Annotated in this window: 20 protein-coding genes; 11 read left to right on the forward strand and 9 right to left on the reverse strand. The window is 70.2% G+C overall.

Annotated elements, in window-relative coordinates; translation table 11 throughout:
- Nucleotides 1–209 precede the first annotated feature (209 nt).
- Complete coding sequence (locus AC07C1_RS14615) at nt 210–1,145, reverse strand: RNA polymerase sigma-70 factor (protein ID WP_478939040.1); 936 nt, start codon at nt 1,143–1,145, stop codon at nt 210–212.
- 198 nt (nt 1,146–1,343) lie between these two features.
- Here AC07C1_RS14615 and AC07C1_RS14620 point away from each other — a divergent pair, with 198 nt between their 5' ends.
- Entirely contained in the window at nt 1,344–1,823 is a 480-nt protein-coding gene (locus AC07C1_RS14620) for a carboxymuconolactone decarboxylase family protein (protein ID WP_478939041.1), read from the forward strand.
- A gap of 117 nt (nt 1,824–1,940) precedes the next feature.
- Here the strand turns inward: AC07C1_RS14620 and AC07C1_RS14625 are convergent, their stop codons facing one another.
- Complete coding sequence (locus tag AC07C1_RS14625) at nt 1,941–2,222, reverse strand: DUF397 domain-containing protein (protein ID WP_478939042.1); 282 nt, start codon at nt 2,220–2,222, stop codon at nt 1,941–1,943.
- Complete coding sequence (locus tag AC07C1_RS14630) at nt 2,204–3,046, reverse strand: helix-turn-helix domain-containing protein (RefSeq protein WP_478939427.1); 843 nt, start codon at nt 3,044–3,046, stop codon at nt 2,204–2,206. Before AC07C1_RS14630 ends, AC07C1_RS14625 begins: the two co-directional genes overlap by 19 nt.
- Before the next feature lie 166 nt (nt 3,047–3,212).
- On the opposite strand from AC07C1_RS14630, the gene AC07C1_RS14635 reads away from it, so the two are divergent.
- Entirely contained in the window at nt 3,213–3,614 is a 402-nt protein-coding gene (locus AC07C1_RS14635) for a hypothetical protein (protein ID WP_478939043.1), read from the forward strand.
- 412 nt (nt 3,615–4,026) lie between these two features.
- Here AC07C1_RS14635 and AC07C1_RS14640 read toward each other — a convergent pair whose 3' ends face one another.
- The 4 genes from AC07C1_RS14640 to AC07C1_RS14655 all read right to left on the reverse strand — a co-directional run bounded on the left by AC07C1_RS14640 (nt 4,027) and on the right by AC07C1_RS14655 (nt 6,348).
- Nucleotides 4,027–4,314, reverse strand: coding sequence for a DUF1416 domain-containing protein (locus tag AC07C1_RS14640; RefSeq protein ID WP_004986406.1), 288 nt, complete (start codon nt 4,312–4,314; stop codon nt 4,027–4,029).
- Nucleotides 4,315–4,359: 45 nt separating this feature from the next.
- Nucleotides 4,360–5,205: a sulfurtransferase gene (locus AC07C1_RS14645; protein ID WP_478939044.1), complete on the reverse strand. Its 846-nt coding sequence runs from the start codon at nt 5,203–5,205 to the stop codon at nt 4,360–4,362.
- Nucleotides 5,206–5,324: 119 nt separating this feature from the next.
- Entirely contained in the window at nt 5,325–5,405 is an 81-nt protein-coding gene (locus AC07C1_RS14650) for an Ms5788A family Cys-rich leader peptide (RefSeq protein WP_350751515.1), read from the reverse strand.
- Between the two features lie 196 nt (nt 5,406–5,601).
- A complete protein-coding gene (locus AC07C1_RS14655) occupies nt 5,602–6,348 on the reverse strand; it encodes an LmeA family phospholipid-binding protein (RefSeq protein ID WP_478939045.1) in 747 nt (248 codons plus the stop codon).
- A 130-nt stretch (nt 6,349–6,478) separates the two neighbouring features.
- On the opposite strand from AC07C1_RS14655, the gene AC07C1_RS14660 reads away from it, so the two are divergent.
- Nucleotides 6,479–6,742, forward strand: coding sequence for a DUF3099 domain-containing protein (locus AC07C1_RS14660; protein WP_478939046.1), 264 nt, complete (start codon nt 6,479–6,481; stop codon nt 6,740–6,742).
- Between the two features lie 30 nt (nt 6,743–6,772).
- On the opposite strand, the gene AC07C1_RS14665 is transcribed toward AC07C1_RS14660, so the two are convergent.
- Nucleotides 6,773–7,135: a DsrE family protein gene (locus AC07C1_RS14665; protein WP_478939047.1), complete on the reverse strand. Its 363-nt coding sequence runs from the start codon at nt 7,133–7,135 to the stop codon at nt 6,773–6,775.
- Between the two features lie 257 nt (nt 7,136–7,392).
- Between AC07C1_RS14665 and AC07C1_RS14670 the strand changes: the two genes are divergently transcribed.
- From AC07C1_RS14670 to ygfZ, 3 genes are read left to right on the forward strand one after another with little or no spacing between them, the layout of a single operon-like run.
- Nucleotides 7,393–7,968: a heme-binding beta-barrel domain-containing protein gene (locus AC07C1_RS14670; protein ID WP_478939048.1), complete on the forward strand. Its 576-nt coding sequence runs from the start codon at nt 7,393–7,395 to the stop codon at nt 7,966–7,968.
- A 30-nt stretch (nt 7,969–7,998) separates the two neighbouring features.
- A complete protein-coding gene (locus AC07C1_RS14675) occupies nt 7,999–8,436 on the forward strand; it encodes a Fur family transcriptional regulator (RefSeq protein ID WP_478939049.1) in 438 nt (145 codons plus the stop codon).
- A gap of 9 nt (nt 8,437–8,445) precedes the next feature.
- A complete protein-coding gene (gene ygfZ, locus AC07C1_RS14680; protein WP_478939050.1) occupies nt 8,446–9,411 on the forward strand; it encodes a CAF17-like 4Fe-4S cluster assembly/insertion protein YgfZ in 966 nt (321 codons plus the stop codon).
- A gap of 105 nt (nt 9,412–9,516) precedes the next feature.
- On the opposite strand, the gene dtd is transcribed toward ygfZ, so the two are convergent.
- The gene (dtd, locus tag AC07C1_RS14685; protein ID WP_478939051.1) at nt 9,517–9,942 is read right to left on the reverse strand and encodes a D-aminoacyl-tRNA deacylase; all 426 of its coding nucleotides are present in this window, start codon (nt 9,940–9,942) and stop codon (nt 9,517–9,519) included.
- A gap of 159 nt (nt 9,943–10,101) precedes the next feature.
- On the opposite strand from dtd, the gene AC07C1_RS14690 reads away from it, so the two are divergent.
- From AC07C1_RS14690 to AC07C1_RS14710, 5 genes are all read left to right on the forward strand, one after another.
- Nucleotides 10,102–10,704: an RsiG family protein gene (locus AC07C1_RS14690; protein ID WP_478939052.1), complete on the forward strand. Its 603-nt coding sequence runs from the start codon at nt 10,102–10,104 to the stop codon at nt 10,702–10,704.
- A 60-nt stretch (nt 10,705–10,764) separates the two neighbouring features.
- On the forward strand, nt 10,765–12,003 hold the full coding sequence (locus AC07C1_RS14695; protein ID WP_478939053.1) for a GNAT family N-acetyltransferase: 1,239 nt from the start codon (nt 10,765–10,767) through the stop codon (nt 12,001–12,003).
- Between the two features lie 60 nt (nt 12,004–12,063).
- Nucleotides 12,064–12,951, forward strand: a complete 888-nt coding sequence (locus AC07C1_RS14700) for a GntR family transcriptional regulator (protein ID WP_478939054.1) — start codon at nt 12,064–12,066, stop codon at nt 12,949–12,951.
- Entirely contained in the window at nt 12,951–13,667 is a 717-nt protein-coding gene (locus AC07C1_RS14705) for an HAD family hydrolase (RefSeq protein ID WP_478939055.1), read from the forward strand. The genes AC07C1_RS14700 and AC07C1_RS14705 overlap by 1 nt, the downstream gene beginning before the upstream one ends.
- A gap of 100 nt (nt 13,668–13,767) precedes the next feature.
- Nucleotides 13,768–14,493: an HAD family hydrolase gene (locus tag AC07C1_RS14710; protein WP_478939056.1), complete on the forward strand. Its 726-nt coding sequence runs from the start codon at nt 13,768–13,770 to the stop codon at nt 14,491–14,493.
- The last annotated feature ends 63 nt before the right edge of the window (nt 14,494–14,556 follow it).

Consider the following 14,556-nt stretch of genomic DNA (forward strand, 5'->3'; position numbering starts at 1 on the left):
GACAAGTCGCCCGAGAGCTACCTCGCCGGCCTCCACCTCCGTGCCTCAATGATCTGGATCAACGACCTGCTGAAGGCAACTGGCTGATCACAACGTCACACAGGCCCTAGTCGCCGTCGGGGTGCCGGGGGTGGCAGGCGTCGGTCACCTCGTCCCGGAGACGCCGGGGGCCCGACCGCATGAGCGGCGATATGCGAGCCGCTCACCGATCAGCGGCACAGGGGGGTCGGCAGCTCGACACGTGAGAGCTTCTCGGGGTTGCGCACGGCGTAGAGCCCGGTGATGAGGCCGTCGTCGATGCGCACCGCCATGACGGTGTCGATCTCGCCGTCGAGCCGGAGAATGAGCGCTTGGTAGCCATTGACCTGTGCCGGCTGCAGTGATGCCGCGGCGCCGAACCTGCCCACCCCAGCGACCAGCTCGGCCACTGGACCGGCCCCTACGACGGGGGCCGGCACGGCCTGCACGACTCCGCCGCCGTCACCCAAGAAGACGACATTCGGCGCGAGGATGTCGAGCAGGCTTTGCAGATCGCCCGTCTCGATCGCGCGTTGGAACGCCTTGAGCGCTTCTCGGGTCTCGGCCGGAGAAGGGACCCCACGCGGTCGACGCGCTGCGACGTGTGCCCGCGCCCGGTGCGCGATCTGGCGGACCGCGGCCGGGCTCTTGTCGACGGCTTCCGCGATCTCGTCGTACTCCAGACCGAAGACCTCGCGCAGCACGAACACCGCCCGCTCGGTCGGCATGAGCGTCTCCAGTACCAGCAGCATCGCCATCGAGACGCTGTCGGCCAGCTCGACGTCCTCGGCCACGTCCGGCGTGGTGAGCAGCGGCTCGGGCAGCCAGGGGCCGACGTAGGACTCCTTGCGCCGACGGAGTGTGCGCAGCCGGCCGAGCGCCTGGCGGGTGGTGATCCGGACCAGGTAAGCGCGCTGATCGTGCACGGTGTCGAGAGCGACGCCCACCCATCGCATCCAGGTCTCCTGCAAAACGTCCTCCGCGTCGGCTGCTGAGCCGAGCATCTCGTAGGCGACGGTGAACAGCAGGTTCCGGTGGGCGACGAATGCCTCGGTGGCGGAGTCCATGCCGCTGCCGTGTGCGAGCGGCTCGGCTGTGCCTCTTGTTCGCTCGCTGCGCTCGCCCATGGCTGGCTCCTGCCTGTTCGACGTCGACCGTGACGCACACAGGACGCCGGTCCCGACCGCTTTGTGACACCCACGATCGGTGGCGGACGTCACACGACCCCGCTGTCACAGGGAGCGGGGCGGCGGCATCTCCATGTCCGTCATGACGCCGTGCGGACAATCCGCGGGGCACGCCACCCCACGAGTGAGGACGAAGTCATGGAACCTCGTTTCAACCTGTTCGACAGCCCGACCGCCGCGAAGGTCGCCAAGCGGTTCTACAACGTCTCGTCGGTCCTGGAACAGTCGACGTTGCCGAAGACCCTGCGGGAGCTGGTGGAGTTGCGTGTCGGCCAGATCAACGGCTGCGGTTTCTGTGTCGACATCCACACCAAGGAGGCAGCAGCCGCTGGTGAGACCGCGCTTCGGCTCAACCTGGTCGCCGCCTGGCGTCACAGCACCGTGTTCACCCAGGCCGAGCGGGCCGCACTGGCGCTCGCCGAGGAGGGCACTCGGCTCGGCGACCACGGCGTGTCCGACGAGACCTGGGCCGAGGTGCGCAAGCACTACGACGACGACCAGGTCGGCGCGCTGGTCTGCCTGGTCGCCCTGATCAATGCGGCCACCCGGATGAACGTGATCGTGCACAACCCAGGGGGTTCGTACGAGCCCGGCATGTTCGCCAGTATGTCGAGCTGATCGGCAGGTGAAGTGCGGCCCGGCCCAAAACCGTACGATCCGGGCCGGGCCCGTCTCGAACTCGGACACCTTCACCTGGCAGGTGGGGGCTGTGGGGGCCGTCAAGCGCGCTCCGGATCAGGAGAGTTGACGCTTGACTCCGTCAACGAAGGCCGCCCAGGCGGTGGCCTGGAAGACCAGGGCTCCGCGGGCGGGGGCCTTGCTGTCGCGGACGGGGACGACGGAGGGGAGGTTGTCGGCGACCTCCACGCACTGGCCGCCGTCCGAGTTGCTGTAGCTGCTCTTGCGCCAGGCGGCGGCGTTCAGGAAGTCGTCGGAGACCTCCACGCACTCGCCGCCGCTCGTGTTGCTGTAGCTGCTCTTGCGCCAGGTCACACCGCTCAGGTCGATGGCTCGCACTGCGTCTCCTCCAACATTCGCAGGATGAACTTGCACGACTCGGCCGGTGGCAGCGCCAGGTCACGCATCGCATCGTACCTACGCTGTAGAAGCTCAACTGAGGCGTTATCTTCGACCAGTTCGCCCCGCAGGTCGTTTTCTGTGTAGGCGACCGTGCGGCCGTCAAGCAGTCGCAAGAACATCACGGCGGTGTTCAACAGGCCGTGGAGACCAGCGCTGAACGGCAGCACCTGGAGGGTGATGTTCGGGCGCTCGGCGGCTTCCGCCAAGTACGCCAACTGTTTCCGCCAAGCCCCCACGTCTTCCAGCGACGTTCGCAGCACCGCCTCGGAGAGGATGACGCGGAAAGGCGGCGGGTCGTCACCCTCCAGCAACTGTCGTCGTCCCAGGCGCGCCTCGACCTGCTGGTCCAGTTCGGGGCCCTTGAGCCAGCCCACTCCGAGCGCCTCGCGCGCGTACCCGGCTGTTTGAAGAAGACCCGGTGGCGCGCTCACCGCGTAGTGCCACAGGCTGATCGCCTCGGCCTCCAGCACCATGTACCGCCGGTACTGCTCCCTGAACTGCGTCGGATCCGCCACCGCCAGCTCCCACAAGGTCACCAGCAACCCCGGCGTCCCGTAGAACTGGTCCAGCGCCTGCACGACCTCCGGGCCGCCCAGCGTCCGCCCGCTCTCCATCTTGCTGAACTGGGAGGAGTCCCAGCCCACTTCCTTCGCGAGGTCCCGCAGGCTCAGGCCGCGCTCGCTTCTCAGGCGCCGCAGTTCCTCGGTGAACCGCCCCCTCGGCTCCTGACTCCGCCCCGTGATCACCAGTCGCTGCGGCATCCCGCTCCTGTTGAATTTGTTGAATTTGGCAGGCCCAGCGTTGAATTTGGGCCTCTCAACAGCCCAGACGCTCTTTCCGTGCGCCATGCTCTTGAACACCGCACGAACACGCAGCGTAGCTGCAACTTCGCGCTGCGCACACGTTCAAGGAAAGGAGCTGGCCGCCATGTCGACGAAGCCCGCGCCCCACGAGCCCGGACGCCTCCTCTACGACCTCGCCACGGGCAAGGTCGGCGAGTACCGCGACCGAGCCGGTCCCTACGTGATGCTCCGCCCCGTCGGCGGGGGAGTGGAGTGGCAGGCCGACCCGGAGGCCGTGCGTCCGGCCACGGACCGGGAGCGGATCGGCGCGAGTGTCCAGGCCGTCAATCAGCGCATCCGAGCGGTGCCGTCGCTTCCCCCGCCCCTGGACGACGCCGGCCGGCCGCCGCGTCCCGTCCCCGGCTGTGCCGCGTGCCTGGCTCTGGCGGAGCGGCGGGAGGCCGCGCGGGGGGTGTACGACCGCAGCGCCGAGACCGACGCCAACGTTCTGCTGCGCCAGCACCAGCGACAGGAGCACCGCGCATGACGGCCGCCGGGGGACTGCCGTACGAGGAGTGCGCGCGGCAGCGGGAGCAGGTGCCGCCGCGGGACCGGCCGACGGGCCCATGGCCGGCCTACGCGCTACCGCCGTTTCATCCCGGAGTGCGGGGCACGCACGACGCCCCCGCCCCTCGCCCCCTCCCTCGGCCCGCCCCTCGTCAGGTGCGTCGTCCCGCGCGTCGTTCCAAACGCCGGGTGGCCGACGGTTCGGCCGTGAGCGGCCTGCTCACCGCCCTCTGTGTCGCCGCCCTGCTCGCGGCGATCGGCCTCGCGGCCGTGCGGGCACGCTGCTGACGGAACGCCCACGGAACGCCGGGAACAGCCGAAGGGCCGCACCCCCACTGGCGTCCAACCCAGGGGATGCGGCCCTCAGCCGTCACTGAGCCCTGACGGGCTGCTCAGACCGCGATGGCGACCTCAGCCAGCCCGCCCTGCTGGGCGACAACCGTGCGGTCGGCCGTGCCGCCGGGCACCAGCGCGCGAACGGTCCACGTGCCCTCGGCCGCGTAGAAGCGGAACTGCCCCGTGGCGGAGGTGGGAACCTCCGCGGTGAACTCACCGGTCGAGTCCAGCAGACGGACGTAGCCCGTCACCGGCTCACCGTCGCGGGTCACCTGACCCTGGATCGTGGTCTCACCCGGCTTGATCGTCGAGGCGTCCGGGCCGCCGGCCTTCGCTCCACACATGCTGTTTCTCCAGAGGGGTCTGACCGGAAGGTCGGTCGGGATGGGTTACTTGTTGGCGCCGAGCTCGATCGGCACGCCGACGAGGGAGCCGTACTCGGTCCAGGAGCCGTCGTAGTTCTTGACGTTCTGCACACCGAGCAGCTCGTGCAGCACGAACCACGTCAGGGCCGAGCGCTCACCGATGCGGCAGTAGGCGATCGTGTCCTTGGCGAGGTCCACGTTCTCCTCGGTGTACAGCTCCTTCAGCTCGTCGTCCGACTTGAAGGTGCCGTCGTCGTTGGCGTTCTTCGACCACGGGATGTTCCGGGCGCTCGGGACGTGACCCGGACGCTGCGACTGCTCCTGCGGCAGGTGCGCCGGGGCGAGCAGCTTGCCGGAGAACTCGTCGGGGGAACGGACGTCGACCAGGTTCTGCGCGCCGATCGCGGCGACGACGTCGTCGCGGAAGGCACGGATGGAGGTGTCCTGCGGCTTGGCCTTGTAGTCCGTCTTCGGGCGCTCGGGCACCTCGTCGCCGGGGACCAGCTCGCGGGCGTCCAGCTCCCACTTCTTGCGGCCGCCGTCGAGGAGCTTGACGTTCTCGTGGCCGTACAGCTTGAAGTACCAGTAGGCGTAGGACGCGAACCAGTTGTTGTTGCCGCCGTAGAGGATCACCTGGGTGTCGTTGGCGATGCCCTTCTCCGACAGGAGCTTCTCGAAGCCCTCCTGGTCGATGAAGTCACGGCGGACCGGGTCCTGCAGATCCTTGGTCCAGTCGATGCGGATCGCGTTCTTGATGTGGTTCTTCTCGTAGGCGGACGTGTCCTCGTCCACCTCGACGATCGCGATCGTGGGGTCGTCCAGGTGCTCCTGGACCCAGTCGGCGTCGACCAGGACGTCGCTGCGGCTCATGCTCTTTCTCCTCCGGGGCAGTTGCGGCGGGGCGTGCGAATGCAGAGGGTGCGCGCGTACGGCGCACGGGTGCCCTTCCAGCAGGGCGGCGGTGAGACGCGGAAGTCGGGGACTTTCGCTCAGAAGGGGCGACAGAGCATGGCGGCAACGCGGCACAGGTCCACTGCCCGCCGCTTCGTGAGATCCGCCTGTCGCTTCATGCGGTCGATCGTAGGGACGTCCGGGCGGGCGTGTCACCGGGGTGTCATATGGCGAGACGCGATGGTCCGGATAGTGGGACAAGAGAGGTGCCCGGGCAGCCGTCCTAGGGCCTCCGGGCACACGTGAAGGCGACGCATCTACGCTACGGACGCCACCGTCTCGCCAGTCGGACGCGGGCGTCCATCAGCATGCTGTCTACCCCGCCAGCCTGACGTGCGAACCCTTCACGCTGATCTCGACCCCGTCCGGGGCGGCCTGGACCTTGTCCAGCTTGATGCCGCCGGGCAGCCGGTCGATGGCCTGCTGGAAGTCGGTGATCGTGCGGACCCGGTTCTCGGCGAGCGCGAGGCCGCTGACCGCGGGCAGGGAGTCGGCGTGGACCTGGACCCTGTCGTTCTCGACGGTCACCGAGCTGAGCACGGACACCGTCCGGTCGATGGGTACGGCCCCCGCCACCGTGCCCTTCACCTTGACCGCGACCTTGATCTTGCCGTTGCCGCCGTCGGAGAGGCCGACGACACGGGCCGTGACGCCGAGGCCGACGTCGGTCGGCTCGGACTTGGCGGTCCTGAGCAGCTCGGCGTAGGAGATCGTCGCGGTGCCGGTGGCGGTGTCCGCGGTGGCGGAGCTGTAGTCGCCGGAGAACTCCACGCCCTTCATGTCGGCCGTCAGGTCGTCGATGCGGATGGTCTGACCGGCCTTGCCGGTGTCCGCCTCGTAGTCCTTGATGCCGACCTCGACGTCGTCGAGGGAGCCGCCCGCGGCCTGGGTGAGGAACGGGAAGCCCTTGATGTCCACGTCCGGGGTGGAGGCCAGGTTCTCCGTCGCCTTCAGCTTGTCCGCGGCCTTGCCCTCCGCGAAGTGCACGGCGACCCGGTCCGCGATCACGAAGAGCCCGCCCAGGATCACGACGACGATCAGAAGTATTCGCAGGGCACGCATGTGGTGGTTCCCCCGGGTCGGTGAGAGCGTTCGGAATCCGGTACGACTACGCCACGGTAACCCTGCGGGCCGGGCACGAGCCGGGATTGTCGATCAGCTGTGACAGGGCCGTCGGCCCTACCCTGGAACCATGTACGCGCGGCGGCGTCATCTCTACTTCGCCATGATGGGGACGTGCATCGGGCTCTTCGTCCTGGCCTGGAGCGTCGTGCGCCTGTGGTCGGTGCCGGCCGCCGTCGGCATGTGCGTCGTGGCCATGGTCATCCCGCCGGTCGCCGCCATGATCGCCAACCGGCGGGGCCCCGAGGACCGCTGGTGGGACGACCCGTCCGGGGATCCGCAGTCCGACGACTGGTGGGACGAGCTGGACGGCAAGAAGCGCCCGCGGTCGTGAGCGCCGGTGAAAGGCCACTCGTGAAGAGGCTCAGTACACGAGCGCCTGCGTGTCGTCCGCCAGGGACTCCTGGACGAAGACCTGCGCGCCCGCGATCCGGACGCCCTCCAGGACGTCCTTCTCCGTGATCTCCCGGCGGGCCGCGCACTGCGTGCACAGCGTGATCCGGCCGGCCGCGAGGACCGAGTCGATCAGGTCCGGCAGCGGGGCCGCGTGCGGAAGCTCGAACTCGGCCGCCCGTCCCGGCAGCGCGAACCAGGACGATTCCCCGGTCAGCCACAGCGAGACATCGACCCCGCTGGCCACCGCCACCGCCGCCACCGTGAACGCCTGCGAGCAGCGCTCGGGGGCGTCGGCCCCGGCCGTCACTTTGATCACGAGCTTCTTCGCCATGCGGGCAGGGTAGCCGTACCGCCCACCTCACAAAGTGAGCCGGGCCGGGGCCGCGTAAGCTGGGCCCCGGCTCTGTCGTATTCCCCCGGGCCTTGGAGCAGGGGGACCCCCGACCCCGCTCAAGGAGCACCCCGTGGAGATCTTCTTCGAAACCCTGCTGGTCCTGGTGTGCGTCGGCGTGCTCGCCTTCGCCGGTCTGACCGTGAAGAAGCTGTACCAGGGCCAGCGCTGATCCACACCTAGGAAAGCTTCCCCTCATGATCGAGATCCCGTCCGACCTGCACAAGGACCTCGTCCCGCTCGCCTTCCTGCTCGGCAACTGGGCCGGCGCGGGGGTGCACGACTTCCCCGGCTCGGAGAAGTGCAACTTCGGGCAGGAGGTCAGCTTCATCCACGACGGCCGGGACTTCCTGGAGTACCACTCCCACACCTGGGTGCTGGACAAGGACGGCAACAAGGTCCGTCCGCTGGAGTCGGAGTCCGGCTTCTGGCGGATCGACGCCGACCGCAAGGTCGAGGTCACGATGACCCGCGACGACGGCACGGTCGAGGTCTGGTACGGCGAGATGGCCGACAAGAAGCCGCAGATCGACCTGGTCACGGACACCGTCGCCCGGACCGCCGCCGCCCAGCCGTACACCGGCGGCAAGCGGCTGTACGGCTATGTCAAGAGTGACCTGATGTGGGTCGGCGAGAAGCAGACCCCCGGGGTCGAGCTGCGCCCCTACATGTCGGCCCACCTGAAGAAGGTCGTCACCCCCGAGGAGGTCGAGCGCTGGGCGAAGGCCCTGCCGGACGACCTGCCGGACGACGGCATCGCCTTCTTCAAGTAGGCCCGCCCAAGTGGTCCTAGACTCTTCGGTGTGGTGAGCATCGACTGGAAGAGCGACCTCAGGCAGCGCGGCTACCGGCTGACGCCGCAGCGGCAGCTTGTCCTCGAAGCCGTGGACACCCTTGAGCACGCGACCCCCGACGACATCCTCGTGGAAGTGAGGAAGACGGCGTCGGGGGTCAACATTTCCACGGTCTACCGGACGCTCGAGCTGCTGGAGGAACTGGGCCTGGTCAGCCACGCCCACCTCGGCCACGGGGCGCCCACCTACCACCTCGCCGACCGCCACCACCATCTGCACCTGGTGTGCCGGGACTGCGAGAACGTGATCGAGGCGGACGTCGACGTGGCGGCCGAGTTCACGGCCAAGCTCCGGCAGCAGTTCGGGTTCGACACCGACCTGAAGCACTTCGCGATCTTCGGCCGGTGCGAGGACTGTTCACTGAAGAGCTCAACTACCACGTCGTAGGCTTGCGGTATGAAGAGCCCTCTGCTGTCCCTGCCCGGCGCCGTCCCCGGTGAAGGAGTGGACGAAGGAGTCGCCGCCCACTACGGCGACCTGTTCCGCGAGCAGCGTGCCCTCGCCGACGGCACCGGTTTCGTCGATCTCTCGCATCGCGGTGTCATCACCGTCAGCGGCGAGGACCGGCTGAGCTGGCTGCACCTCCTCCTCACCCAGCACGTCAGCGAACTGCCCGCGGGCCAGGCGACCGAGGCGCTGATCCTCTCCGCGCACGGCCACATCGAGCACGCCCTGTACCTGGTGGATGACGGTACGACGGTCTGGGCGCACGTCGAGCCCGGCACCCAGGACGCGCTGATCGCCTACCTGGAGTCGATGAAGTTCTTCTACCGGGTGGAGGTCGCCGACCGCACCGCCGACGTCGCGGTCGTCCACCTGCCGGCCGGTTCGATCGCCGAGGTGCCCGAGGGCGTCGTCGTCCGCGAGACGGCGTACGGCCGTGATCTCTTCCTCCCGCGAGCCGACCTGGAGTCCTTCGCGGCGCAGTACGGCCCCGCCGCCGGACTGCTCGGCTACGAGGCGCTGCGCGTGGAGCACCACCGCCCCCGGCTCGGTTTCGAGACCGACCACCGCACGATCCCGCACGAGCTGGGCTGGATCGGCACGGCGGTGCATCTGCAGAAGGGCTGCTACCGCGGCCAGGAGACGGTCGCCCGCGTGCAGAACCTGGGCAAGCCGCCCCGCCGGCTGGTCTTCCTGCACCTGGACGGCAGCGAGGTCCACCTGCCGGTGCCCGGCACGGACATCCGCCTCGCGGACGAGGGCCCCGACGGCCGCAAGATCGGCTTCGTGACGACGTCCGCACGCCACCACGAACTGGGCCCGGTCGCCCTCGCCCTCGTCAAGCGCAACATCCCCACCGACGCGAGGCTCCTGGCCGGAGAGACGGCGGCCGCGCAGGAGGTCGTGGTCGAGCCGTAGTCGCGCGACCGCGGGCGCGTGGGGGGCTCGTCGCGCAGTTCCCCGCGCCCCTCGGGAACCGCGGTGCTCTCGCCCCGGTGTGCCGGCACCCCGCCGGCGCGCGCCCTAGATCTCCAGCAGCACGGTGAACGGGCCGTCGTTCGTCAGCGACACCCGCATCCGCGCGCCGAACCGGCCCGTCGCCACCGTCGCGCCCAGGTCCCGCAGCCGGGCCACCACCTCGTCCACCAGCGGCTCCGCGACATCGCCCGGGGCCGCCGCGTTCCAGGTGGGCCGGCGGCCCTTGCGGGCGTCGCCGTACAGCGTGAACTGGCTGATCACGAGCAGCGGGGCGTCGATGTCGCTGCACGACCTCTCGTCCTGGAGCATCCGGATCGACCAGAGTTTGCGGGCCAGCTGGGCCGCCTTCTCCTTGGTGTCCTCGTGGGTCACCCCGACGAGGACGCACAGCCCCTCGCCCTCGATCGCGCCCACCGTCTCGCCGTCCACGACGACGCTCGCGCCGTCCACCCTCTGCACCACCGCACGCATGCGGACCATCATGCCGGGTGCCCCGCGCTCGGCCACAGGGGGTCCAATATGGATCTCTTACCGCCCATCTGGGGCCGTTCGGGGGCACTCGGTCACATAGGGGTCGGTTGGGGTGGCACGATGCTTGCACACGCCGGTCGAGGGGACGGTCGAAACCACATGAGCACACCGAGTACCAGCGGGCGGCTGGGAACGCACGGCACATGCCGGCCGCCCGCGCAGCGCGGCGACGGCACGACGAGCCCGGCGCTCCCCGCGGACCCACCCGAACACGACCTGGCCCGGCTGAGCCTGCCCGAACTGCGCGCCCTGCGCCGCGACGCCCAGCGTGACGAGGCCGACCTCAGCTATCTGCGGCGGCTGCTGCAGGGCCGGATCGACATCCTGCGCGCTGAGCTGTGCCGGCGCGGCCGGGCATCCGTGCCGGCGCCCGCGGACGGCTCCGTGGTCGACCGGCTCCCGGAGATCCTCAAGGACGCCCCGGCCCGGCACCGCTCCTCCGCCCGCCATGTCACGCTCGGCACCCCGCACAACGAGGAGTACCGGCAGCTGGCCGCGGAGATGCTCGCCGAGGTCGAGCTGTCCGACCTCGAGGCCCGCACGGACCTCGAACTGGCCAGCGCCATGGGCCGCCTGGTCCGCTACGAGCAGGAGGTCTCCCGGCGACGCCAGCGGCTGCAGCACACGACCGACGACTGCAGCGGGGAGATCGCACGCCGGTACCGGGTGGGCGAGGCGCAGGTGGACGACCTGCTGACGTGACCCGGGGAGGCGGCGGAAATAGGCGCGACAGGGCCCGCGCCGGCTGCCTACGGTGACCTCATGACTGACGTACGCCCGGTCGGTGAGGCCGACTTCGAGACCTGGCTGCGCGCCCTCTCCACGGGGTTCCTGCGCCCGCCGGTGCTGACCGAGGAGCAGGTCGAGGCCCACCGGCGGCAGTGCGCGCCGGCCCGCCTGCTCGGTGCGTTCGACGACGGCCGGTGCGTGGCGACCTTCCGCTCCTTCCCCCAGGAAGTCACCGCGGTGGGCGGCACCCTGGTCCCCGCGAACGCCGTCTCCAGCGTCACCGTCAGCCCCACCCACCGCCGCCGGGGCCTGCTGACCCGGATGATGAACCAGGACCTCGCGGCTGCCAAGGAGCGCGGGGACGTCGTGGCCACCCTGATCGCGGCCGAGTACCCGATCTACGGCCGTTACGGCTTCGGCCCGGCGACCCGGACGGCGGAGTGGACCGTGGAGGTGGGCCGGGCGGGTCTCGACCCGCGCTGGTCGGGTCCCGCGGACGGGGGCCGGATCGACATGGCGGACGGCGCGGAGGTGCGCAAGCTGGGTCCGGAGCTGCACGAGCGGGTCCGCCGCACGCAGCCCGGTGCGGTCAGCCGCACCGGGACGTGGTGGGAGACGACCACCGGCGCGATCCGCTTCGTCACGAACTGGACGGAGCCGTTCTACGCCGTCTACCGTGCCGCCTCCGGGGAGGTCGAGGGCCTGGTGTCGTACCGGTCCGACGACAGCTGGCACGGCAACCAACCGGACGGCACCGCGGCCGTGAACTGGCTGCTCGCCTCGACGCCGGCGGCCGAGCGCGCGCTCTGGTATCACGTGTGCTCGATCGACTGGATCACCAAGGTCAAGAGCGGTCGCCGCGGCCCGGACGGCCTGCTGCCCGATTTCCTGCCCGACCCGCGCGCCGCCCGGCTCACCGAGTACACGGACTGGCTCTGGGTGCGGATCCTGGACGTCGTACGGGCCCTGGAGGCGCGGACGTACGAGGGGGAGGGCGCGCTGGTGCTGGAGGTCGTCGACCGGGAGGGACTGGGCGGGGGCCGGTTCCGGCTGGAGGTCTCGCCGGAGGGGGCGTCCTGCACGCCGACGAGCGCCGAGAGCGCCGATCTGACCGTCGAGGTGGGCGAGTTGGCCCGGCTGTGGCTCGGTGAGGAGTCCCCGCTCCGGCTCGCCGCCCTCGGCCGGATCCAGGAGGAACGAGAGGGCGCCGCCCGAAAGGCCGACACCCTGTTCCGCTCCCCCGGGCGCCCGTGGTGCCCGGACCTCTTCTGAGAGTCCGTGCCGGCTGTCGATGAAGTGCCGGGAGATGGCGGGAAGTTGTGCCGTTCGTCCGTGGCCCAGGAGTCCGTGGCCCAGGAGAACGTGGCAGTGACCGGCGGCAGAAGGTTCACGCCCCAGCAGATCGCCGACGCCCTGCGCGAACGCATCAGCGCCGGCGTCCTGCGGGTCGGCGAGCGGCTGCCCACGCAGGCCGAGCTGGCCGAGGAGTTCGGGGTGGAGCGCGGTGCCGTGCGCCAGGCCCTGCGGGCGCTCCAGGAGGACGGGCTGCTCAGCACCGTCAGCAAGGGCAGCCCTCCCCGCGTCGCCGAGCCGCGGTCGGCCCCGGACGAGCCCCAGCCGACCTGTGTGGCCCTCGCCCCCCGGCTGACGGAGGCCTTCTCGGCGCGGCACGTGCGGGTCGACGCGGTCTGCCTGACCGCGGAGAGTCTGATTCCGGCCCTCGGTGAGGTGCTGCGCCTGATCCATATGGGCAGCATCCGCCCCGAGCGGGTCGACGTCCGCATCATGCTCCCGTCCCGGGACATCGCGCTCGCCTTCCCGGTTTCGGTCGACGCCGGGAGCGACGACGACCCCGTCCACCAGCGCTGGCTGGCGATGCGCAACGCCCAGGGGCAGGTGCTCCAGTACAACCTGCAAGCCCTGCGCTCCACCCACGACATCGACGTCCATGTCACCTTCCGGGCCCTGCCGTTCACCCCGCCGGTGAAGCTGTACCTGCTCAACGGCGTGGAGGCGCTGCTCGCGTACTACACGATCGCGCGCCGTGAGGAGCCCACCGACTTCGGGACGCTGGAGATGTACGACACCCTCGGCCCGGCATCCCTCCTCTTCTGCTTCGACAAGCGGGCCGGACAGCGGGACGCGGCGTTCGTGGAGCAATCGCAGAAGTGGTTCGACGCCCTCTGGGAAACCATCACCACGGACCTGACACTCTCCTAGTGACCCTTGAGACCGAGAAGCTACGGAAACTGATCACAAGTGCTCGGGTCGTGCTGTGGGACTTCGACGGCCCGATCTGCCGCCTCTACGCCAGGCACAGGGCGGAACGGGTGGCCGCGGACCTCGTGGAGTGGCTGGAGCTGCGGGGCCTGCGGGGGCTGCTCACCGACTCCGAACGCAGGACGCTGGACCCGCAGGTCGTCCTGCGCGCCGCCGGACGCCGCCACCCGCACGGCGACCTCGCCGCCGAACTGGAGGAACGGCTCACCCGGGAGGAACTGCGGGCGGCCGCCTCCGCGCTGCCGACCGCCTACGCCGACCCGCTGATCCGCACCTGGACCGCCGTCGGCGCCCGGCTCGCGATCACCACCGACAACTCGCCGCAGGCGGCCCGCACGTACCTGGAGACCCGGGGCCTCGCCGGCTGTTTCACCCCCCACCTGTACGGCCGCACCCAGCACCTCCACCGCCTCAAACCGGACCCGCACTGCCTCAACCGCGCCCTGAACACGATGGGAGCGGCCCCGTCCGCCGCCCTGTTGATCAGCGCCTCCGGCGCGGACATCCATGCGGCCCGCGAGGCCGGCGTCCCCTTCCTGGGCTACGCACATGCCGAGAGCAACGAGAAACAGCTACGAGCGGCGGGCGCCGAGCACGTTGTGCGCTCTCTGGAACCGCTCCTATGGATGGTCAGGAGCCGGGAACCCTTGATGTAGGCCCGACGGGCGTGTCGGGTCTTGCCCCCGGCCCCGCAGCCGTCGAGGCTGTTCGGGGTCCCCGGCGCGGGCGACCGGTCCGAGGAGCGGATGGAACGGCATGACTGGTGAGCACGACGACGTCGAGGAGGCGTGGGAACTCCTGACGGGCGGCACCGGACCGGGCTGCGTGCTGTTCGACTTCGACGGGCCGTTGTGCCGGCTGTTCCCGGACAACAGTTCCATGCCACTGGCGAACGCCCTGCGGAGAACCGTCGCGGACGCCGGCCTGCTGGGCGTCCTGTCCGGGGACGAACTCACCGACAAGGACCCGCACGTGGTGTTGCGCGCCGTCCACCGGGCCCGACGGAACAGGGACCTGGGCGACCTGGTGGCCCGCCTGGACAAGCAGGTCACCGACGGAGAGCGGAAGGCCGCCCTGGTCGCGCGCGCCACCTCCGGCGCGGCCGAGCTGGCCAGGTGGCTGGACGCGCGCGGTGTGCGGCTGGCCGTCGTCACGAACAACGCCGCCGAGGCGGCGGACGAGTACCTGCGCGCCAACGATCTGCGGCGGTGTTTCGACGCCGTCCACGGCCGGAGCGCCGACCCCGATCTGATGAAGCCGCACCCGGACGTCCTGCGCCGTGCCCTGCGGGATCTGCGGCTGCCGCCCGAAGAGGCGGTGATGATCGGGGACACCCCGACGGACTTCATGGCGGCCGAGCAAGCGGGGGTCCGGTTCATCGGCATCGGGCGCGATGCCGTGAAGCGGCAGCGGATGCGCGATGCCGGGGCGAAGGTCGTGCTGGCCTCGTACCAGCCGCTGCAGGAACGCCTGTCACGCTGAGTCGGGCACGGCTCGCCCCCTTCCTCACCGGGCCGCTCACCGGGCACCATGAACACGACGGTT

The organism is Streptomyces sp. NPDC045022, from assembly GCF_056432605.1.